The sequence below is a fragment of the Nonomuraea rhizosphaerae genome (assembly GCF_019396405.1).
GTDB lineage: Bacteria > Actinomycetota > Actinomycetes > Streptosporangiales > Streptosporangiaceae > Nonomuraea > Nonomuraea rhizosphaerae.
The window spans coordinates 1-19,837 of sequence record NZ_JAHKRL010000434.1 but is presented as its reverse complement, the minus strand read 5'-3'; the positions used below and the strand labels follow the sequence as shown (position 1 = coordinate 19,837).

Sequence of the window (19,837 nt, the reverse complement as noted above, 5' to 3'; positions counted from 1 at the left end):
CCGACGGCTCCGCCATGACGTTCTCCACGGTGCGCACCGAGTGGTCGAGGCCGACGGCGGAGTCCCAGATCGGGTACCAGATGCGGTCGGCGATCCTCGCCACGTCGTCCCTGCCGTTGTGCAGGAGGACGAGGTCGAGGTCGCTGCCCGGGGCGAGTTCGCCGCGCCCCAGGCTGCCGACGGCGATCAGTGAGACGTGCTCACCGTCGCTCGCCGTGCGGAAGAGGTCCTTCAGCCACCTGTCGGTGTCCGCGGCCCGCTCCTTGCGGGCCGCGGAGTAGGTACGAGCCTCACCCCTCACAGGGCCTCAGGACCTCGCTCACCGGTGCGGACCCGGATCACCGTGTCGACCGGGACCGACCACACCTTGCCGTCGCCGATCTTGCCGGTCTGGGCCGCCTTGACGATGACGTCGATGACGTCCTCGGCGTCCTCCTCCTCGGTCAGCACCTCCAGGCGCACCTTGGGGACCAGGTCGACCTGGTACTCGGCGCCGCGGTAGACCTCGGTGTGGCCGCGCTGGCGGCCGTAGCCGCTCGCCTCGCTGACCGTCATGCCCTTGATGCCGAACTGTTCCAGGGCCGCCTTGACGTCGTCGAGCTTGAAGGGCTTGATGACGGCGGTGATGAGCCTCATGCTTCCACCTTCTTGGGTGCCGGAGTGACCGCGGGGCCGTTGGGGGACGGGGACGCCACGCCGGAGGCGTAGACCGTGCCGAGGTCGTATCCCGTCTCGGCGTGGGAGGTGACGTCGATGCCGGCGACCTCGTCCTCGACCGGGATCCGGAAGCCCATCGTCTTGTCGATGATCTTACCGATGACCCAGGTGATGACGAAGGAGTAGCCGCCGACCGCGATCGGTCCGAGCACCTGCAGGCCGAGCTGGGTCAGGCCGCCGCCGTAGAAGAGGCCCTTGTTCTGCTGGTCCAGGAAGGGGTACACGGCCAGGAAGCCCAGCGACACGGCGCCGATCACGCCGCCCACCAGGTGGACGCCGACGACGTCGAGCGAGTCGTCGAAGTTGAACTTGTACTTCAGGCCCACCGCGTACGCGCAGACCGCGCCGGCGATCAGGCCGAGCAGCATCGCGGCCCAGGGGTCGATGAACCCGCAGGCGGGGGTGATGGCGACCAGACCGGCGACCGCGCCGGAGGCGACGCCGAGGCTGGTGGCGTGGCCGTCGCGCAGCTTCTCCACCACGATCCAGGCGCCGGCCGCGACGGCGGTGGCGATCTGGGTGTTCATGAACGCCAGACCGGCCGTGCCGTCGACCGCCAGCTCGGAGCCGGCGTTGAAGCCGAACCAGCCGAACCACAGCAGGCCGACGCCCAGCAGGACGAGCGTCAGGTTGTGCGGCCGCATCGGCTCCTTGCGCCAGCCCTGCCGCTTGCCCAGCACGAGGGCCAGGGCCAGCGCCGCGGCGCCGGCGTTGATGTGGACGACCGTGCCGCCGGCGAAGTCCTCGATGCCGAGGGTGTTCAGCCAGCCCGTGCCCCACACCCAGTGGGCGATGGGGAAGTAGACGATGCTCGCCCAGACGAAGCTGAACAGCACCCACGCCCCGAACTTGGCCCGGTCGGCGATGGCGCCGCTGATCAGGGCGACCGTGATGATGGCGAACGTCAGCTGGAAGGCCGAGAAGACCAGGCTGGGCATGCCCGTCCCGTCGTCCTTGGTGGCCGTGTCGACCAGGCTCTGCAGCCCCAGGGCATCGAGGCCACCGACGAAGTTGTTGAGCCAGGACATGCCGTTGTCGGTGAACGTGAGCGAGTGGCCGTAGAGAACCCAGGCGATGGTGACCGTGATGATGCTGACGAACGACATCATCATCATGTTCAGGACGCTCTTGGCCCTGGTCATGCCACCGTAGAAGAACGCGAGTCCTGGTGTCATCAGCAGCACCAGCGCGGTGGCCGCGAGCATCCAGGCTGTCGTGCCGCTATCGATCTTCACGACGCGACCCTCCTTACATATGACGTTGTGCGCACAGCGTGTTCGCCCACGGTTTCGTGGCTCGACCAGGTGTGTTTCACGTTCGTGAATCTCGCCGTACTGGTGTTTCGCCCATGTTTCGGACTGCTCACACGGTTTTTTCGGGCATAGACTTAGGGTTGCCTAACTTGAAACGATCAAGGAATCTCGTATGCGCCTGCCGGCCCTGTTGCTCTGCCTGTCCGTACTCGCCGCCTGCGGCACCACCACCACGTCGTCGGGGCAGGAGGGTCCGACCAGGACCGTCAAGCACGCCATGGGTGAGACGAAGGTGCCGATGACCCCGCGACGGATCATCGTCCTCGACACCGACAAGCTGGACACGATGGTCACGCTGGGCATGACGCCCGTCGGCGCGGCGCAGGCGCAGGAGAGCCAGTCGTGGCCCGCCTACCTCGGCTCCGCGCTGTCGGCGACCAAACCGGTCGGCACTCTCCAGCAGCTCAACCTGGAGGCGATCATGGCGCTCAAGCCGGACCTCATCCTCGGCTCCAAGTTCCGCCAGGCGGCCTTCTACGACAAGCTCAGCAAGATCGCGCCGACCGTGTTCACCGAGAAGGTGGGCGTCACCTGGAAGCAGAACTTCCTGCTCGACGCCGAGGCCCTCGGCAAGAAGGACCAGGCCGCGAAGCTGCTGTCGGACTACGAGGCGCGGGCGAAGCAGGTCGGCGCCAAGTACGACGCGCTGAAGGTGGGCATCGTCCGTTTCATGCCGACCGAGATCCGCATGTACGGCCCCGAGTCGTTCAGCGGCGTCGTCGTCGGCGACGCGGGCATCCCCCGGCCCGAGGCGCAGCGACTGGCGGCGCAGCAGGACAAGCGCTTCGGCAAGCTGAGCCAGGAGAACATCGCCCAGGCCGACGCGGACGCGATCTTCTACAGCGCGTACGGGGAGGCCGCCGCCAAGAGTCAGGCGTCGGTGACGGGCGGGCCGCTGTGGAAGAACCTCAAGGCGGTCAGGTCGGGCAACGCCCACAACGTGGACGACGAGATCTGGATGCTGGGGATCGGCGTCACGGCCGCCGGGAAGATCCTCGACGACCTGGACAAGCACCTGGCCCCGCTCACCTGAGCCGGGCCTCCGGTCCGTCGCGCCTCCGTCCGCTCACCCGAGCCGTACGGGGGCGCCCTTCTCGACCCTGCCGGGGCGCACGACCCGGGCGTAGACGCCGGCGCACGGCTGCTCCCCCATGTCGAAGACCCGCACCCGGTTGTGGCGGGCCGGCGTGCGCAGCGCCTCGGTGTCGCGGGCGAAGCGGCCGTGCGCGAGCGTCGGTATCGCGCACCGGGGGGTGGGGACCAGCACCTCCAGCTCGGCGTCGCCGACGTGCAGCCGCCTGCCGGCCCAGTCGTTCTCCACGAAGCCCTCCGCCTCGGTCCCGATCACGAGATTGGGCCGGTAGCGGAGGACTTCGACGGTGCCGCGCGGGCTGAGCTCCCCGATCCTGGCCAAGGTCGCGGTGGTGATCAGGTGGAGGGGGGCGAAGTCGAAGAACGTCCCCTCCGGCGCCGCCCCGCCCAGGTGCGAGATCGTGAACGGGACCTCCGCCTCCAGCCCCCGGGCCAGCACCTCCTCCGGCACCGACCGCTCCAGCTCGGCGCCCTCGGGCGGCACGTCCACCAGCCGCACCTCGCGGCCGAGCAGCTTCGACAGCTCCGCCTCATCCGGGACCCGGCTGCCCTCGATCGTCAGCAGGCCCCGCCAGAGCCTCGGGTTCTTCGCGCTGGCGATCTTCCCCGTCGCCACGTCGAGCACCGCTCTGGCCCTGTCTCCGGCCAGCCCCCGTTCGGTGACGTCGCTGCCGGCGACCTCCTCGCCGAGCATCGACTTGACCGGATAGCGCCACAGCGTCTCGACCCACATGGGACTCGATACTAGATCGAGCCCCAGAACCGGCGCAGATGCGGGACCAGGTCACCGGCCCGCTCGTCCGGGAAGAACAGCTTGCCGCCCTCGATCTCCACGACCTCCTTGACGCCCGGGATCGTGTCGCGCAGCCAGTGCGCCCACTCGATGCCGAAGAAGGGGTCGTCGTTCCCCCACACCACCAGTGTCGGCACCGCGAGGACGGTGAGCTGTGGCTCGATCTCCACCATGTACTTGGCGTCGATCGAGGCGAGCAGCCGCTCGAACGCCTTCGGCCCGTCCGGCTTGTCGAGGATCGGGCGGATGAAGTGGGCGACCAGGTCGGCGGGGTCGTCCATGCGCTGGTACCCGTCGCCGAACGCCGTCTGCGCCAGCAGCTCCGGCTGGTCCAGCAGGGTCGCCGTCAGGCCGGCGAGCTGCCCCGTCTTCGCCAGCTCGACCGTGGCCTTGAACGCCTCCGGCGGCGTGTTGGTGTGCACGTCGCAGTTGGTGAGCGTGAGCGAGCGCAGCCGCTTCGTGTGGCGTACGGCGAACACCTGCGCGGCGGCCCCGCCCGTGTCGTTGGCCACCAGGTCCACCTGGTCCAGGCCGAGCCCCTCGCACAGCTCCTCGATCGACTCGGCGAGGGCGGGGATCGACAGGTCCTCGCGCGAGGCGCTGCCGCCGTGCAGCGGCAGGTCGATCGCGACGCACCTGCGCTCGCCGCGCAGCTCGGCGATGACGTTGCGCCACAGGTAGGAGCTGGTGCCGACACCGTGCACGAACAGCGCGACCGGCCCCTCGCCCTCGTCGACGTAACTGATGCCTTCCATGACCACTCCCTCGGATTACAAACCGACTGTCGGTCTCCGAAATTACCGACTGATTGTCGGTTTGTCTAGAGTGGGACCATGAACCTCAAGGCGGAACGCGGCGCGGCCACCCGCGAGCAACTGGTCGGGATCGCCACGCGGCTGTTCGCCGAGCACGGCTACGACGGCACCTCGATCGAGGCGGTGCTGCAGGAGTCAGGCCTGAGCAGGGGCGCGCTCTACCACCACTTCGCGGGCAAGGACGCCCTGTTCGAGGCGGTGCTGGAGGCGGCGGAGGCGGCCGTCGGCGCGGCCATCCTGGAGGAGGTCAAAGGGCTCACCGACCCGATCGAGGTGCTCAAGAAAGGGACCTCGACCTGGATCAAGCTGGCCGGCGACCCCGTGATCCAGCGCATCATCCTCATCGACGCGCCGTCCGTGCTGGGCTGGGAGGCGTGGCGGGCCATGGAGGAGCGCTACTCGTTCGGCGGGCTGAAGTTCGCGCTGGAGTCGACGCGGGCGGTCCCGGCCGAGTTCGTCGACCTGTACGCGCACATGCTTCTGGCCGCCATCAACGAGACGGCCCTCCTGGTGGCAAGGGGCGGCGACAGGGAGACGGCCGAAGCGGCCCTGGAGGAGTTCATCGACCGCATGCTCCGCCGCCCCTGACCCACCGCCCCTCCTCCCCGCGCCGGGTCGGCGAGAAGTGGTGCGGCGGAGGCCGGCGCAACGTTCACGAAGCCCAGCCGATCAACGGTAACCACCCAGCGACCCCGCACGTCACGGCGCCCAGCCCCGCATCACCGGAGGAGCGTGCCCCTGGACAGCCCCCAGCCCCGTATGGCGACTGGGGGTGCCCCCTGCCGGCCGTAAAAAAGCCTCGTAAAAGCGGTCAGGCCGCCGCGGTGGCCATCTTGCGGAGACGCGCCAGAGCGTCGCGCTCGATACGGCGGGCTCGGTCGCGGCCGATCCCGTACCGCTCCCCCACCTCGGTGAGCGTGTGCTCGCGGCCGTCCACCAGCCCGTAGCGCCAGCGCAGCATCTCCCGGGTGTCGCCCTCCAGCCCCGTCAGCCACTGGTCGAGCCGCTCGCGCTCCAGGATGTCGATCGCCTGCTGCTCCGGGTCCGCCCACGTCTCGTCGGCGATCATGTCACCCAGCTCGGTCTCGTCCTCGTCGCCCACGCCGAGCTGCAGCGACACCGGGTCGGAGGCCCAGCGGCGCAGCTCCCGTACGCGCTCGATCGGCAGGTCGAGGATCCCGGCGAGGTCGTCGTCGGTCGGCTCGGCGTCGAACTCCGCCAGCATGTCGCGCCGCACCCGCATCAGCCGGGTCATCTGCTCGCCCGCGTGCGTGGGCAGCCGCACCGGCCGCGCCTGCTCGTGGATGGCGCGCCCCACGGACTGCCTGATCCACCACGTGGCGTAGGTCGAGAACTTGTACCCCCGCTTGTAGTCGAACTTCTCCACCGCGCGGACCAGCCCCAGGTTCCCCTCCTGGACCAGGTCGATCAGCGGCATGCCCCGCCCTGAATATTTACGGGCGACGGCCACCACCAGGCGCAGGTTCGCCTGGATGAACTCGTCCTTCGCCCGCCGGCCGGAGATCGCGACGCGCTCCAGCTCCTCATCCGCCGCATCCCCGATGCGCGGCTCCGAGCCCCCGCTGTCGAGCAGCTGCTCGGCGAAGAGGCCCGCCTCGATGCGCTTGGCGAGCTCCACCTCTTCCTCCGCCGTGAGCAGCGGGACCCTGCCGATCTCCGCCAGGTAGGTCCCCAGCAGATCGCGATCAGCGACGTGCTGCTCCTGCGTGCGACTCCCCGTAGGCCTTGCCATCCCCAGGCACCTCGTTCCGCAGCTGCGTTCTATACCCGGCCAACGTCCGGCCAGAAGCAAAGATTCCCTAAAGCACTACGCCTGAGGGACGGTTCTGGATGTCCTCCTCAAGGAGGAGACCGCCGAGAAACACCTGGTGGACGAGGGGTACACCGGGTCGATACGCGAGATGCACGTAAGAAGGAGCCTTCAGCACGACGAGGTCCGCGCGCGCTCCCACCCTCAGCCAGCCTACGTCCGTACGCCGCAAAGCGCGTGCCCCGCCCCGGGTCGCGGCCCTGATCGCCTCCAGCGGAGTCATCCGCATCTCCCGTACGGCGAGCGCGACGCAGAACGGCATCGAGGAGGTGAACGACGAGCCCGGGTTGCAGTCGGTGGCCAGCGCGACGCTCACCCCGGCGTCGAGCAGCCTCCTGGCGTCAGGGTACGGCGACCGCGTCGAGAACTCCGCCCCCGGCAGCAGCGTCGCCACCGTGCCGGAGCCGGCCAGCGCGTCCACGTCGGCCGGCGACAGGTGCGTGCAGTGGTCGGCGGAGGCGGCGCCCAGCTCGCAGGCGATCCGCACGCCCGGCCCCTCGCCGAGCTGGTTGGCGTGCACCCTGGCCTGGAGCCCCGCCTTGACGCCCGCCTCCAGCACCGCCCTGGTCTGGTCGCCGTCGAACGCGCCGCGCTCGCAGAAGACGTCCACCCACTTGGCGTACGGCGCGCAGGCCCGCAGCATCTCGCCCGTGAGCAGCCGCACGTAGTCGTCGGCCGTCACACCCTCGGGCACGACGTGCGCCCCGAGGAAGGTGGTCTCGTCGGTGAGCGAGGTGGCGATCTCCAGCGAGCGCCGCTCGTCCTCGACGCTCAGCCCGTAGCCGCTCTTGATCTCCAAGGTGGTGGTGCCCTGCGCGCGCATCTCCGCCACCAGGGACGCCGCCCTGGTGGCCAGCTCGGCGTCGGAGGCGCGGCGGGTGGCGGCGACAGTGGTCCTGATGCCGCCCCCCGTGTACGGCTCGCCGGACATGCGGGCCTCGAACTCGGCCGTCCTGTCCCCGGCGAACACCAGGTGCGCGTGGCTGTCCACGAACCCCGGGACGACGGCCCCGCCCTGGACGTCCACCCGCTCGTCCGCCTGCGGCGCCCGCCCCGCGGGACCGATCCAGGCGACCAGGCCGTCCTGGGCGACCAGGGCCGCGTCCGCGACGACCTCCTCGTTCTCCTCGTCCCCCGTGTAGAGCGAACCGATCCCGTCGAACAGCACCGCCGTCATCGCACCCGTCCAATCGCCTCGGCCAGCATGGCCCCGATGTCTCCCAGTTCGTGACGTCCATCCGTCACCACCCGCCGGCCGCCGGAGATCACCGAGTGCACGTCGGCCGCCGTCGCCGCGAACACCGCCGCCTCCAGCCCGTGCGCCCCCGCCGTGCGCACGGTGTCCATCCGCACCGACACCAGGTCGGCCCACGCCCCGGGCACCAGCAGCCCGGCGTCCGGGAAGCCCAGCGAGAGGTGGCCGGCGACCGTGGCGGCGGTCATCAGCTCGGCGGCGCGCCAGTGGCCGCGTTCGCCGGTGGCCAGCCGCTCGTCCAGCTCGACCGCCCGCGCCTCCTCGAACAGGTCGATGATCGCGTGACTGTCGGAGCCGAGCGTGATCGGCGCGCCGTGGTCGAACAGCGTTCTGGCGGGGCCGATGCCGTCGGCCAGGTCGCGTTCGGTGGTGGGGCACATGCAGACGTGGGTGCCGGACGCGGCCAGCAGCTCGATGTCCACGTCGCTGAGGTGGGTGGCGTGCACGGCGGTGGAGCGCGGCCCGAGCACCCCGCGCTCGTGCAGCACCTGGACCGGCGTGGCCGCGTACATCTCCACGCAGGCCGCGTTCTCGGCCCGCTGCTCGGAGACGTGCGCGTGCAGCGGCGCGGCATGGCGGCGGGAGAACTCGGCCACCACCGGCATCTGCTCGGGCGGCACGGCGCGCACCGAGTGGACGGCCGCGCCGATCTCCACGTCGGGCTGCCCCTCGTACGCGGTGGCCAGGTCATCGGCCCGGCTCGCCCACCGGTCGGCGTCGCCGTCGCCGAAACGCGTCTGCGCCCCCGCCGGCGCCGTGCCGACGCCGCCGGTCAGGTAGCACGTGTCCAGCAGCGCGATGCGCAGCCCCGCCTCGCGGGCGGCCTGGACGAGCGCGTGGCCCATCGCGTTCGGGTCCTGGTACGGGCGGCCGTCCGGCGCGTGGTGCAGGTAGTGGAACTCGCCCACGCAGGTGACCCCGGCCAGCACCATCTCGGCGTACACGGCCCTGGCCAGGGTGAGGTAGGTGCCGGGGTCGAGCGCCGCGGCCACCTCGTACATGCGCTCGCGCCAGGTCCAGAAGTCGCCGGCGCCGGCCTGCGTCGCGCCGCGCAGGGCCCGGTGGAAGGCGTGCGAGTGGGCGTTGGCCAGGCCGGGGAGGGTCAGGCCGGGCAGACGTTCGGCGTCGCCGGGCTCGCCCTGAGTGACGCCGGTTATGCGCGTTCCGTCCACCTCGACGAGCACGCTCTGGGCCACCCCCTCGGGCAGCCAGGCTTGTTCGCACCAGAAGGTCACCGGCACAGGTCCTCCAGCACGCTCGCCAGGGCGACGACGCCGGCCTCGCAGTCCGCCCGCTCGGCGTGCTCGGCCGGTGAGTGCGACACGCCGGTGGGGTTGCGGACGAACAACATCGCGCTCGGCACGCCCGCCGAGGCGAGGATCCCCGCGTCGTGCCCGGCCCCGGTCGGCAGGACCGGTGACGGCTCCTCCTCGGATCCCGCGACGGCGGCGACGCGGTCCCTCAGCGTGACGTCGAAGTCCACGACCGGCGTCCAGGACTCCTCGCTGACCCGCGCCCCCTCGGCCAGGTCGCCCAGCTCGGCCACCGCCGCCCGCACGTCCTCCTCGCGGGCGCCGCGCGCGTCGAGCCAGGCCGACACGAGCCCCGGCACCGCGTTCGCGTTGCCCGGCGAGACCCGCGTCCTGCCGACGGTGGCCACGATCCCGTGCTTGGCGGCGCTCTCGCGGGCGGCCAGCACCATGCGCGCGAACGGCAGCATCGGGTCGTCGCGGTCCTCCAGCCGGGTGGTGCCCGCGTGGTTGGCCTGGCCGCGGAAGTCGAACCGCCACCGCCCGTGCGGCCGGATCGCGCTCGCCACCCCCACCGGACGGCCGAGGTCGACCAGCCCGCGCCCCTGCTCCACGTGCAGCTCGACGAAGACGGCGACGTGACCGAGCGTCTCGTCGTCGCGCCCGAGCGCCCGCGGTGAGCGTCCGGCCCTGGTCAGGACGTCGGCCAGCGTGTCGCCGTCGTCGTCGGTGAGGGCGAGCGCCCGTTCGGGCGTCAGGACGCCGGTCAGCAGCCGCGAGCCCACGCACGGCACGCCGAACCGGGCGCCCTCCTCGTCGGTGAAGCAGGCGACGCCGAGCGGCCGCCCCGGCCTGAAGTCCCGATTTTTCAGGACATCGAGGGCGGCGAAGGCCGACACCACCCCCAACGGGCCGTCGTACGCGCCGCCCTGCCGCACCGAGTCCAGGTGGCTGCCCGTGGCCACGCCGGGAGCCCGCGACGGGTCGCCCCACCACGCCCAGAGGTTGCCGTTGCGGTCTTCGCGCAGGTCGAGCCCCCGCCTGGCGGCCTCGCCGCGGAACCACTCCCGCAGCTCCAGGTCGGAGACCGACCAGGCGTCCCTGATGTAGCCGTTCGTCGCGGGGTCACGTCCGATGTGCGAGAGTTCGTCAAGCATGGGCCCACTGTAGTGAATGAACCCATTCAGTTGACGGGCCCCGCGCTGGGGCGCAGGGTCAGCTCGGTCAGATGGGCGTCGGGCCCGGCGTTGACGGCGGCCAGCACCGCCCGCCCGACGGACTCGGGCCGCAGGTAGTTGCCCGGCTCGAAGTCGCCGCCCTCGTGCTCGCGCACGCGCCGCTGCATGTCGGTGGCCGCCCTGCCGGGGAAGACGGTCGTCACCCGGAGCTCCGGCTCCTCCTGCCGCAGGGCGTCGGCGAAGGCCCGCAGCGCGAACTTGCTGGCCGCGTACGACCCCCACCCCGGGTTCGCGCGCAGCCCGGAGCCGCTGTTGACGCAGACCACGTGGCCGCGCGCCCGCCGGAGCGCGGGCAGCAGCAGCCTGGTCAGCTCGGCGACGGCGATCACGTTCAGCTCCATCGTGTCGCGCCACACGTCGGCGCTCAGCTCCTCGATCCGGCCGAGCGGGCCGATGCCCGCGTTGTGCACGAGCACGTCGATCCGGTCGAACCCGGCCACGTCGGCCTCGGTGATCTCGGTCAGCTCGACGGGCCAGGTCTGCGCGTGCGGCAGGTCGGCCACCACCGCGGCCAGGGCGTTGTCGTCGCGTCCGCCGAGGATGACGTGATGTGTGTCCCCCAGGGCCCTCGCGATGGCCTCGCCGATGCCCCGGGAAGCGCCGGTGACCAGCGCGGTCGGTCGTTCAGTCATGGGTGCCACCCTACGACCGGTTGACACTTACTCAAATTTGAGTACAAACTTGAGCATGTCCTCGACGCGTGTCCTGATCCTCGGCTGTCTGCTCGACGAGCCCATGAACGGTTACCAAGTGCGCAGGCGGCTGGAGGTGTGGGGCGCCGAGGCCTGGGCGAACGTCGCGTTCGGCTCGATCTACCACGGGCTGGGCAAGATGGCCGACGAGGGCCTGCTGGAGGTGGTGGAGAGCGGCAAGGGCGGCAAGACGGTCTACGAGATCACCGAGGCGGGCCGCCAGGAGTTCTACCGGCTGCTGCTGCAGTTCTGGTACGACGTCAAGCCCATCGTCGACCCCTTCCAGGTGGCGCTCACGTTCATGGACCGCCTGTCGAAGCAGGAGCTCCTCGAAGCTCTCAACGGCAGGATCAGGCAGCTCAGGACGTCCATCGAGACGATGGAGAGCGTCTACGGCGCCAAGCAGCGCTACGGCGCGCCCAGGCACATCGACGAGAACCTCCGGCTGACCACCGACATGTTCGCCGCCCAGCTCGCGTGGGCGGAGAAGGCCGTCGGCAAGGTCGAAGCAGACGACCTCCCCTGAGGAGCCACCATGATCATCAGTGCGCACGAGTTACGCAAGACCTTCACGACAAGGAGCAGAAAGGGCGCCCAGACCGTCGAGGCGGTCAGAGGCGTGGACCTCGAGGTGGAGAAGGGCGAGATCTTCGGCGTCCTCGGCCCGAACGGCGCGGGCAAGACCACCACGATCAGGATGCTCGCCACGCTGATCACCCCGGACGCGGGCACCGCCACCGTCGCCGGGCACGACCTGCTCAGGTCCCCGGGAGCGGTCCGCCGCAACCTCGGGTACGTCAGCCAGGCCGGCGGGGTGGAGGAGAACACCACCCCCCGCGCGCAGATCGTCATGGCGGCGAAGATCCACAACGTCCCCGACCCGGCCGCCGCCACGGCCGGCGTGCTCGACCGGTTCGACCTGACGGAGATGGCCGACCGTCCGGGCCGTACGCTCTCCGGCGGCCAGAAGCGCCGCGTCGCCATCGCGCTCGGCCTGGTGCACGCCCCGCCGCTGCTCTTCCTCGACGAGCCCACCACCGGCCTCGACCCGCAGAACCGGGCGAACCTCTGGGACCGCATCAGGCAGCTGCGCGAGCTGGGCACCAGCGTGCTGCTCAGCACCCACTACCTCGACGAGGCCGACGCGCTGTGCGACCGGCTGGTGATCGTCGACCACGGCCGGGTCGTGGCCCAGGGCACGCCGGGCGAGCTCAAGCGCGAGGTCTCCGGCGACGTCGTCACGCTCCGGGTGGCCGAGCCCGAGCGCGCCGCCGACACGCTCAAGCCGTACGCGCGTGAGGTCCGCGTGGACGACGACCTGCTGCGCGTCTACGTGGACGACGGCGAGCACACGCTGCCCGCCCTGCTGCGCGCGCTGGAGGAGCGGGCGCTGAGCCTCACCTCGATCGCGCTCGACCGCTCCACGCTCGACGACGTCTTCCTGGCCAAGACCGGCCGGTCCCTGCGCGACACCGGAGCCGCCGCATGATCCGCCACACCTCGCTCTTCCTGGTGTACGAGCTGCGCAACACGTTCAGGAACCCGATCTGGCCGCTGTTCGGCATCGTGCAGCCGGTAGTGTACCTGCTGCTGTTCGGCCCGCTCGTGGCCGGAGCCTCCCGGCAGCCGACCTCCGAGCAGCTCACCAGCTTCGCGCCGGGCATGCTGGTGGTCACGGCGCTGTTCGGGGCGATCGGCGTCGGCTACGGCACGATCTACGAGCTGCGCAGCGGCGTGCTGGAGCGCGTCGCGGTCAGCCCCGCCTGGCGGCCGTCGATCGTGCTCGGCCGCACCCTGCGCGACGGGGTCGTGCTGGTGCTCCAGTCGATCGTGGTGATCGTGATCGCGCTGGCCATGGGCATGCGGGCCAGCCTGCCGGGGCTCGCGATCACGGTCGTGCTCATCGCCCTGACCGGCCTGTTCGCCTCCGGCATCGGCTACGGCCTGGCGCTGTCGCTGCGCGACGAGAACGGCATGGCGCAGATCATGCAGTTCTTCGCGCTGCCCATCATGCTGCTGTCGGGCGCGCTGCTGCCGATGACGCTGGCGCCCGAGTGGATGCAGAAGGTGGCGCTGTTCAACCCGATGTACCACCCGGTGGTGGCGGGGCGGGCGCTGTTCGCGGGCGATCTGACCGACTCCTCGATCCCGATCGCGTTCGCCGTCATGCTCGCGCTGGCCGCGCTGACCGTCACGTGGTCGGTGCGCTCACTGCGCCGGATCGCCGGTTAGGTCCCCCGGGGCGGCCAGGTCTCTGGAGACGGGGTCTCTGTGGGTGGCAGGGTCGGTCGTCAGGAACGTTCCGGTCTCGTCCGTCATGCGCTCGTACTCCTCCAGTCTGGCCTGGGTGCGCAGCGGCGCCGCGTCGGCCATGGCCTCGACCAGGGCCATGGCCAGCGCGAGCGGCGCGGCGTGCGAGTCGAACACGAGGCGGTCGCCGACCGGCGCGTCCAGCACCACCTCGGCGGGGAAGTCGGCGCGGTCGCAGAGCGCCGCCACCCTCAGTCCCAATTTTTCGGCATATTGCAGGGCGTTCATCGCCTCGGTCGGGTACCTCGGCAGCACCACCGCCAGCAGCCACTCCGCCCCCGCCCGCCGCGCCGCGTGCAGCCCGTCGATCAGCTCCGAGCCGCCGTGCGTCAGCAGCCGCACGTCGGGGTGGACGCGGCGCGCGTAGTACGCGAACGTGGTCGCCAGCCCGGACGAGACCCGCAGCCCCAGCACCGGCAGCGGCTCGGCGGCGGCCAGCCACTCCCCCAGCTCCTTCAGCGGGAAGCCGGCCAGCCGCTCCCTGACCACCGCCAGGTTGCGGATCTCGTTGTCGATCGCCCCCTGGAGCAGCGTCTCCTGCGGCGACTCCACCGGGCCGCCGAGCACCAGCGGGCGCAGCGCCTGCCGCAGCTCCGGATAGCCGGCGAACCCCAGCACCATGGCGAACCTGGTCACCGACGGCTGGCTCACCCCGGACCGCTCGGCCAGCTCGACGCTCGACAGGAAGATCGCCTCGTCCAGGTTCTCGGACAGGTAGTGCGCGATCCGCCGCTGCACGGGAGAGAGTCTCCGGCCGTCCAGGAGCCCGCCCAGTCCCCTGTGGTATCCGCCCGTCACGCCACCTCCAACACCACCCGTGCGGTTTCTCATCCCTGTTCGCGCCGATCAGCACCGCTTTCTCTTCCCTGCCGACCCGGAACTTCTCCCCGGAAGCGGCGCTCACTCCCGGGAAGCCCGCCGTACGGCGGGGTGCCGCCCGCTCACGCCGAACGACGTGCCCCCTCTCAGGAGGGCCGTCGTGCGGCGGGGTGCCGTGCCACGGCGGGGTGCCGGCCGTCCGGCGGTCAGGACTCGCGCATCGGGATGCGGACGCCGCGTTCGGCGGCCACGGCGGCGGCCTCGTCGTACCCCGCGTCCACGTGCCGCATCACCCCCGACCCGGGGTCGTTGGTGAGCACGCGGCTCAGCTTCTCGCGCGCCAGCGCCGTGCCGTCGGCCACCGTGACCTGGCCCGCGTGGATCGAGCGGCCGATGCCGACGCCGCCGCCGTGGTGGATCGACACCCACGCGGCCCCGGAGGCGGTGTTCAGCATGGCGTTGAGCAGCGGCCAGTCGGCGATCGCGTCCGACCCGTCGGCCATGCCCTCCGTCTCCCGGTACGGGGAGGCGACGGAGCCGGTGTCGAGGTGGTCGCGCCCGATGACGACGGGCGCCCGCAGCTCCCCGGAGGCGACCATGTCGTTGAACCGCTCCCCGGCCACGTTCCGCTCGCCGTAGCCCAGCCAGCAGATCCGCGCCGGCAGCCCCTGGAAGGCGACCTTCTCCCCGGCCAGCCGGATCCACCGGGCCAGCGCCTCGTTCTCGGGGAACAGCTCCAGGATGGCCCGGTCGGTGGCGGCGATGTCCTCGGGCGCGCCGGACAGGGCCGCCCACCGGAACGGTCCCTTGCCCTCGCAGAACAGCGGCCTGATGTAGGCGGGCACGAAGCCGGGGAAGTCGAAGGCGCGCCCGTACCCGGCGAGCTGCGCCTCGCCCCTGATCGAGTTGCCGTAGTCGAACACCTCGGCCCCGGCGTCCTTGAAGCCGACCATCGCCTCCACGTGCGTGGCCATCGAGTGGCGGGCCCGCTCGGTGAACCCGGCCGGGTCCTTCTCCCGCGAGGCGGCCATGTCCTCGAAGGCCACTCCGACCGGCAGGTACATCAGCGGGTCGTGCGCCGAGGTCTGGTCGGTGACGATGTCGATCTCCGCGCCCTGGGCCAGCAGGGCGGGCAGGGCCTCGGCGGCGTTGGCCACCACGCCGACGGACAGCGGCCGGCGGGCGTCACGCGCCTCGTACGCCAGCCGCAGTGCCTCCTCCAGCGACGCGGCCTCGACGTCGAGGTAACGGTGCTCGATGCGCCGCCGGACCGAGCGCGGGTCGCAGTCGACGCAGATGGCGACGCCGCCGTTCATGGTGACGGCCAGCGGCTGCGCGCCGCCCATGCCGCCCAGCCCGGCGGTGAGCGTGATCGTCCCGGCCAGCGAGCCGCCGAACCTCTTGGCGGCCACGGCCGCGAACGTCTCGTAGGTGCCCTGGAGGATGCCCTGGGTGCCGATGTAGATCCAGGAGCCGGCGGTCATCTGCCCGTACATGGTCAGCCCGGCCGCCTCCAGGCGGCGGAACTCCTCCCAGTTGGCCCAGTCGGGCACCAGGTTGGAGTTCGCGATGAGCACCCTGGGCGCCCACTCGTGCGTACGGAACACGCCCACCGGGCGGCCCGACTGGACCAGGAGCGTCTCGTCGCCCTCCAGCGTCGTGAGCGTCCTGACCAGGGCGTCGAAGGAGGGCCAGTCGCGCGCCGCCCGGCCGGAGCCGCCGTACACGACGAGCTGCTCGGGGTGCTCGGCGACCTCCGGGTCCAGGTTGTTCTGGAGCATGCGCAGCGCGGCCTCCTGCGGCCAGCCCTTCGCGGTGATCGTCGTGCCTCGTGGCGCGCGCACGGTGCGGCTCATGCGACTCCTCCTGAATGGATGCATTCACGTATGTCTCGCAGAGTACATCGCGGCACGAGGCGGGGCTCAGCCGACCAGGAACTGCGTGGCGGCCAGCTCGCGGTACAGGTCGTCCCGGCCCACCAGCTCGTCGTGCGTGCCCACCGCGCGCACCCCGCCCGCCTCCATGACCACGATCCGGTCGGCGTTGGTCACCGTCGAGAGCCGGTGGGCGATGACCAGCACGGTCGTCTCGGCGGCCACCTCGGCGATGACCTCGCGCAGCCGCAGCTCGTTGACCGCGTCGAGCTGCGAGGTCGCCTCGTCGAGCAGCAGCAGCCGGGGCTTGCGGAGCAGTGCCCTGGCGATGGCCACGCGCTGGCGCTCACCGCCGGACAGGAGCACGCCCCGGTGGCCGACGGCCGTTTCGAGTCCCTCGGGCAGCCGGGCGACCAGGTCGTCGAGGCGGGTGCGGGCGACGGCGCGCAGCAGCTCCTCCTCGGTGGCGTCCTGGGCGGCGAAGAGCAGGTTCTCGCGCAGCGTCCCGGCCAGGACGGGCGCGTCCTGCTCGACGTAGCCGAGCGTGGCCCGCAGGTCGGCCAGCGGCCAGTCGCGGATGTCGCGGCCGTCCACGGTGATCATGCCGTCCTGGTGCTCGTAGAAGCGTTCCAGCAGGGCGAACACGGTCGACTTGCCCGCTCCGGACGGCCCCACCAGGGCGGTCAGCCCGCCGGGCGGCACCTCGAAGCTGACCCCGTCGTGCACGATCGGCCGGTCGTCCCCGTACCGGAAGACCACGTCCTCGAAGCGGATCCCGACGGGCTCGGAGCCGGCGACGGCCGAGCCGGCGCTGACCGGCTCGGCGGGCAGGTCCTCGATCTCCTTGATCCGCTTCATCGCGGCCAGCCCCTGCTGGAGCTGCACGAGGCCCTCGACGATCTGCCCGATGGGCGCGACCAGGTAGAACAGGTACAGCAGGAACGCGATCAGCGACGAGATCACCAGCGCCCCGGAGGCGACCCGGGCCCCGCCCACGGCCAGCACGCACAGGAACGCGATCTGCACGGCCATCCAGGTCGCCACCCCGGCCAGCGACGTCCAGCCGGCGACCTGCAGCCCCTTGTCGCGAGCGAGGGTGGCGGCGTCGCCGACGACGGCGATCTCGCGCTCCTCCGCGCCGCTCGCCTTCACGGTCCTGTACGCCTGCAGCGACCGGTCGAGGACGGCCCCCATCTCGCCCACGGCCTCCTGGGCCTGCTTCTGCGCCCGCTGGATCCTCGGCATGATCAACCCGACCAGGCCGCCGATCACGACCACGACCAGCAGCGTGACCAGCAGCAGGACGCCGTCCATGGTCGCCATCATGACGATCGCCCCGACCAGCATGAACACCGCGCCGATCGAGTTGACGATCCCGTTGGTCAGCACGGCCCGCAGCAGCGTCGTGTCGCCGGTCACCCGCGACAGCAGGTCGCCGGGCTTGAGCCGGTCCACGTCGGCCACCTTGAGGCGGAACAGCCGGTCCACCAGCCTGCGCCGCGCGCCCAGCACGATGCCCTCGCCGGTGCGCTCCATCAGGTACGTGCCCAGCGCCGAGACCACCGCCCCGATGACCACGGCCACGCTCAGCGCGATCAGCGGCCCGGCCATCGACCGATCCTCGCCGAAGGCATCCACCACGTACTTGGCCAGCAGCGGCATCGCCAGGCCCGCCGCCGACCCGACCAGGCCGAGTAACCCTCCGAGCACCAGGATGCCCCTGTGCGGGCGTACGTGGGCGAGCAGCTCTTTGATCACCATGTCTCCTCTCGCGATATATCCCGACATCTCAACGTTCGACGGAGCAGGATCCGCACCCGTCAACATAAATTGACGACCTAAGTATGTCAACTTCAGTTGACTTCTCATTCTCAGGGAGGAGATACACATCCGCTCGCGGAGTTGCAACGAATAGGGCGTCGAGGAACCCGGCCGGAACCTCTCGATCACGATCAGCCCCTTCGAAAGGACCGAACATGGAGCTCCGGATCAACCGGCGCGCTCTAGTCGGACTGGGCGTAGCGGTGGCGTTGACCGCCTCCTCGTTCGCCCTGCTCCGCACGGACTCCGGCAGCGCTTCCTCGCACCGCGAGGCCCCGATGATCGCCGGCGACCCGCTGTACGACAACACCGACGTCTACGCGTTCGTCAGCCCCGACAAGGCCGACACGGTGACGCTGCTGGCCAACTGGATCCCGTTCCAGGAGCCCAACGGCGGCCCGAACTTCTACCCGTTCGGCACCAAGGGCCGCTACAACATAAAGATCGACAACGACGGCGACGCCAAGGCCGACATCACCTACCAGTGGACGTTCCGCAACGAGGACAAGCGCGGCAACACCACGTTCCTGTACAACAACGGCCCGGTCACCTCGCTGGACGACGCGAACCTGCTCTTCCGCCAGCGCTACACGCTCAAGAAGATCACCGAGAGCGGCACCAAGACACTGGTCTCCGACGGCATCGTCGCGCCGAGCAACGTCGGCCCCGCCTCGATGCCCGACTACGGCACGCTGCGCTCGCAGTCCATCAAGGGCCTGCCCGGCGGCGGCAAGACGTTCGCCGGCCAGGCGGACGAGGCGTTCTTCCTCGACCTGCGCGTCTTCGACCTGCTCTACGGCGGCAACCTGTCCGAGGTCGGCCAGGACACCACCAAGGGCTACAACGTCAACACGCTGGCCGTCCAGGTGCCCGCTTCCGAGCTGGCGCTCAAGGGTGACGTCAAGCGCAACCCGGTGATCGGCATCTGCTCGACCACCGACAAGTCCAACGGCAACGGCTTCGTGCAGGTCTCGCGCCTGTGCAACCCGCTGGTCAACGAGGTCGTCTCGCCCGCCGGCCTGAAGGACGCCTACAACGCCCTGTCCCCTGAGAAGGACGCGGACGTGGCGCCCCTGGTCAAGCGCGTGACCGAGCCCGAGGTGCCCAAGCTCCTGGAGGCCATCTACGGCATCAAGGCCCCGGCCACCCCGCGCGCCGACCTGGTCGAGATCTTCCTGACCGGCATCGCCAAGGGCAACGGCCCGATCAAGGCCGACCTGAACTCGCAGACCCTCAACAAGGACGCGGGCAAGCTGCGTCCCGCCGAGATGCTGCGGCTCAACATGTCGATCCCGCCCACCAAGGACCCGAACCGTCTCGGCGTCCTGGCCGGTGACCTTCAGGGCTTCCCGAACGGCCGCCGCCTGTCCGACGACGTGGTGGACATCGAGCTGCAGGCGCTGGCCGGCGCCGCGGTGTCGGGCAAGCTCACCCCGGGCCTGACCGACAAGGTCGACAAGAACGACAAGCCCTTCGGCCAGACCTTCCCGTACATCCCGCTGCCCAGCAACGTGGCTGTGAACCAGCGGTAGTACCTGGATCGGCCGGTCAACTCTCCGGCCGGCCGATCCCTCTCCGCGGCGGGCCCGTCTCCCGATTCCCGCCGCTCATCGGCCGGCTGGCCGTGCCCCCCGTCAGGGCCAGCCGGCCATCAAAAGTTTCCTTTCGCGCACCTCCGGAGCCTTGGATGCGATCCCTCGCCATAGCCGGTGGCCTCGTCGTGGCCGGCGCGCTGGCCGTCACGGCCTTCGCCGTCTATGCACCGCCACAAGAGACCGCCCAGCCTGCCACCGCCACCGCCGTCACCGAGACCCTCCAGGCGCGGCTCAAGCGCCTGCCGAACGACTACCGCGGCTGGGCCCAGCTCGGCACCCAGTACGTCGACCAGGCCCGGATCACCGGCGACCCGTCGTACTACACCAAGGCCGAGGGCGCCCTGGCCACGGCCACCCGCCTGAACGCCGCCGACGACACGGTGCTGACCGGCCAGGCGGCGCTGGCCGCCGGCCGCCACGAC

The 19,837-nt window shown here is 70.9% G+C and carries 20 protein-coding genes; 7 read left to right on the top strand and 13 right to left on the bottom strand.

The features are described from left to right. From KME77_RS30390 to KME77_RS22375, 3 genes are all read right to left on the bottom strand, one after another. Positions 1 to 301, bottom strand: a 301-nt coding sequence (locus KME77_RS30390; RefSeq protein ID WP_219470884.1) for a nucleotidyltransferase domain-containing protein, incomplete at its 3' end; no start/stop codon positions are given. Then, positions 298 to 636 carry a P-II family nitrogen regulator gene (locus tag KME77_RS22380; RefSeq protein WP_219470882.1) on the bottom strand — a complete coding sequence of 113 codons (339 nt, stop codon included), beginning with the start codon at positions 634 to 636 and terminating at the stop codon, positions 298 to 300. The genes KME77_RS22380 and KME77_RS30390, both read right to left, overlap by 4 nt. Then, positions 633 to 1,952 carry an ammonium transporter gene (locus KME77_RS22375; protein ID WP_219470880.1) on the bottom strand — a complete coding sequence of 440 codons (1,320 nt, stop codon included), beginning with the start codon at positions 1,950 to 1,952 and terminating at the stop codon, positions 633 to 635. The genes KME77_RS22380 and KME77_RS22375 overlap by 4 nt, the downstream gene beginning before the upstream one ends. A gap of 190 nt (positions 1,953 to 2,142) precedes the next feature. Here KME77_RS22375 and KME77_RS22370 point away from each other — a divergent pair, with 190 nt between their 5' ends. Beyond that, the gene (locus KME77_RS22370) at positions 2,143 to 3,063 is read left to right on the top strand and encodes an ABC transporter substrate-binding protein (RefSeq protein WP_219470878.1); all 921 of its coding nucleotides are present in this window, start codon (positions 2,143 to 2,145) and stop codon (positions 3,061 to 3,063) included. A gap of 33 nt (positions 3,064 to 3,096) precedes the next feature. On the opposite strand, the gene KME77_RS22365 is transcribed toward KME77_RS22370, so the two are convergent. Beyond that, complete coding sequence (locus KME77_RS22365; RefSeq protein ID WP_246610485.1) at positions 3,097 to 3,855, bottom strand: MOSC domain-containing protein; 759 nt, start codon at positions 3,853 to 3,855, stop codon at positions 3,097 to 3,099. A gap of 11 nt (positions 3,856 to 3,866) precedes the next feature. Beyond that, positions 3,867 to 4,670: an alpha/beta fold hydrolase gene (locus KME77_RS22360; protein WP_219470874.1), complete on the bottom strand. Its 804-nt coding sequence runs from the start codon at positions 4,668 to 4,670 to the stop codon at positions 3,867 to 3,869. A 78-nt stretch (positions 4,671 to 4,748) separates the two neighbouring features. Between KME77_RS22360 and KME77_RS22355 the strand changes: the two genes are divergently transcribed. Further along, positions 4,749 to 5,318 carry a TetR/AcrR family transcriptional regulator gene (locus tag KME77_RS22355; RefSeq protein ID WP_219470872.1) on the top strand — a complete coding sequence of 190 codons (570 nt, stop codon included), beginning with the start codon at positions 4,749 to 4,751 and terminating at the stop codon, positions 5,316 to 5,318. Positions 5,319 to 5,541: 223 nt separating this feature from the next. Here the strand turns inward: KME77_RS22355 and KME77_RS22350 are convergent, their stop codons facing one another. The 5 genes from KME77_RS22350 to KME77_RS22330 form a co-directional block, all read right to left on the bottom strand. Beyond that, positions 5,542 to 6,483 carry a sigma-70 family RNA polymerase sigma factor gene (locus tag KME77_RS22350; RefSeq protein ID WP_219470870.1) on the bottom strand — a complete coding sequence of 314 codons (942 nt, stop codon included), beginning with the start codon at positions 6,481 to 6,483 and terminating at the stop codon, positions 5,542 to 5,544. 67 nt (positions 6,484 to 6,550) lie between these two features. After that, positions 6,551 to 7,738, bottom strand: coding sequence for an imidazolonepropionase (gene hutI, locus KME77_RS22345; RefSeq protein WP_219470868.1), 1,188 nt, complete (start codon positions 7,736 to 7,738; stop codon positions 6,551 to 6,553). Then, positions 7,735 to 9,057 (bottom strand): formimidoylglutamate deiminase, encoded by a 1,323-nt coding sequence (locus KME77_RS22340; RefSeq protein WP_219470866.1) that lies wholly within the window; start codon positions 9,055 to 9,057, stop codon positions 7,735 to 7,737. The genes hutI and KME77_RS22340 overlap by 4 nt, the downstream gene beginning before the upstream one ends. Next, positions 9,048 to 10,223, bottom strand: coding sequence for an allantoate amidohydrolase (locus tag KME77_RS22335; RefSeq protein ID WP_219470863.1), 1,176 nt, complete (start codon positions 10,221 to 10,223; stop codon positions 9,048 to 9,050). Before KME77_RS22335 ends, KME77_RS22340 begins: the two co-directional genes overlap by 10 nt. Before the next feature lie 26 nt (positions 10,224 to 10,249). Beyond that, the gene (locus KME77_RS22330; RefSeq protein WP_219470862.1) at positions 10,250 to 10,936 is read right to left on the bottom strand and encodes an SDR family oxidoreductase; all 687 of its coding nucleotides are present in this window, start codon (positions 10,934 to 10,936) and stop codon (positions 10,250 to 10,252) included. Positions 10,937 to 10,991: 55 nt separating this feature from the next. Here KME77_RS22330 and KME77_RS22325 point away from each other — a divergent pair, with 55 nt between their 5' ends. Genes KME77_RS22325 through KME77_RS22315 form a run of 3 tightly spaced genes read left to right on the top strand, consistent with a single transcriptional unit; the run spans position 10,992 to position 13,228 of the window. Further along, complete coding sequence (locus KME77_RS22325; RefSeq protein ID WP_219470860.1) at positions 10,992 to 11,522, top strand: PadR family transcriptional regulator; 531 nt, start codon at positions 10,992 to 10,994, stop codon at positions 11,520 to 11,522. Positions 11,523 to 11,531: 9 nt separating this feature from the next. Continuing rightward, complete coding sequence (locus KME77_RS22320) at positions 11,532 to 12,485, top strand: ATP-binding cassette domain-containing protein (protein WP_219470858.1); 954 nt, start codon at positions 11,532 to 11,534, stop codon at positions 12,483 to 12,485. Further along, positions 12,482 to 13,228: an ABC transporter permease gene (locus tag KME77_RS22315; RefSeq protein WP_219470856.1), complete on the top strand. Its 747-nt coding sequence runs from the start codon at positions 12,482 to 12,484 to the stop codon at positions 13,226 to 13,228. Before KME77_RS22320 ends, KME77_RS22315 begins: the two co-directional genes overlap by 4 nt. On the opposite strand, the gene KME77_RS22310 is transcribed toward KME77_RS22315, so the two are convergent. The 3 genes from KME77_RS22310 to KME77_RS22300 form a co-directional block, all read right to left on the bottom strand. After that, positions 13,205 to 14,044 (bottom strand): MurR/RpiR family transcriptional regulator, encoded by an 840-nt coding sequence (locus KME77_RS22310; protein WP_308250827.1) that lies wholly within the window; start codon positions 14,042 to 14,044, stop codon positions 13,205 to 13,207. The two genes, KME77_RS22315 and KME77_RS22310, sit on opposite strands and share 24 nt — an antisense overlap. Before the next feature lie 287 nt (positions 14,045 to 14,331). Further along, positions 14,332 to 15,981: a urocanate hydratase gene (gene hutU / locus KME77_RS22305; RefSeq protein ID WP_219470852.1), complete on the bottom strand. Its 1,650-nt coding sequence runs from the start codon at positions 15,979 to 15,981 to the stop codon at positions 14,332 to 14,334. A gap of 66 nt (positions 15,982 to 16,047) precedes the next feature. Then, positions 16,048 to 17,760: an ABC transporter ATP-binding protein gene (locus KME77_RS22300; protein ID WP_219470851.1), complete on the bottom strand. Its 1,713-nt coding sequence runs from the start codon at positions 17,758 to 17,760 to the stop codon at positions 16,048 to 16,050. 215 nt (positions 17,761 to 17,975) lie between these two features. Between KME77_RS22300 and KME77_RS22295 the strand changes: the two genes are divergently transcribed. Next, positions 17,976 to 19,352 carry a DUF4331 domain-containing protein gene (locus KME77_RS22295; protein WP_219470848.1) on the top strand — a complete coding sequence of 459 codons (1,377 nt, stop codon included), beginning with the start codon at positions 17,976 to 17,978 and terminating at the stop codon, positions 19,350 to 19,352. Between the two features lie 155 nt (positions 19,353 to 19,507). Continuing rightward, on the top strand, positions 19,508 to 19,837 hold a 330-nt coding region (locus KME77_RS22290), incomplete at its 3' end, for a hypothetical protein (protein ID WP_219470846.1).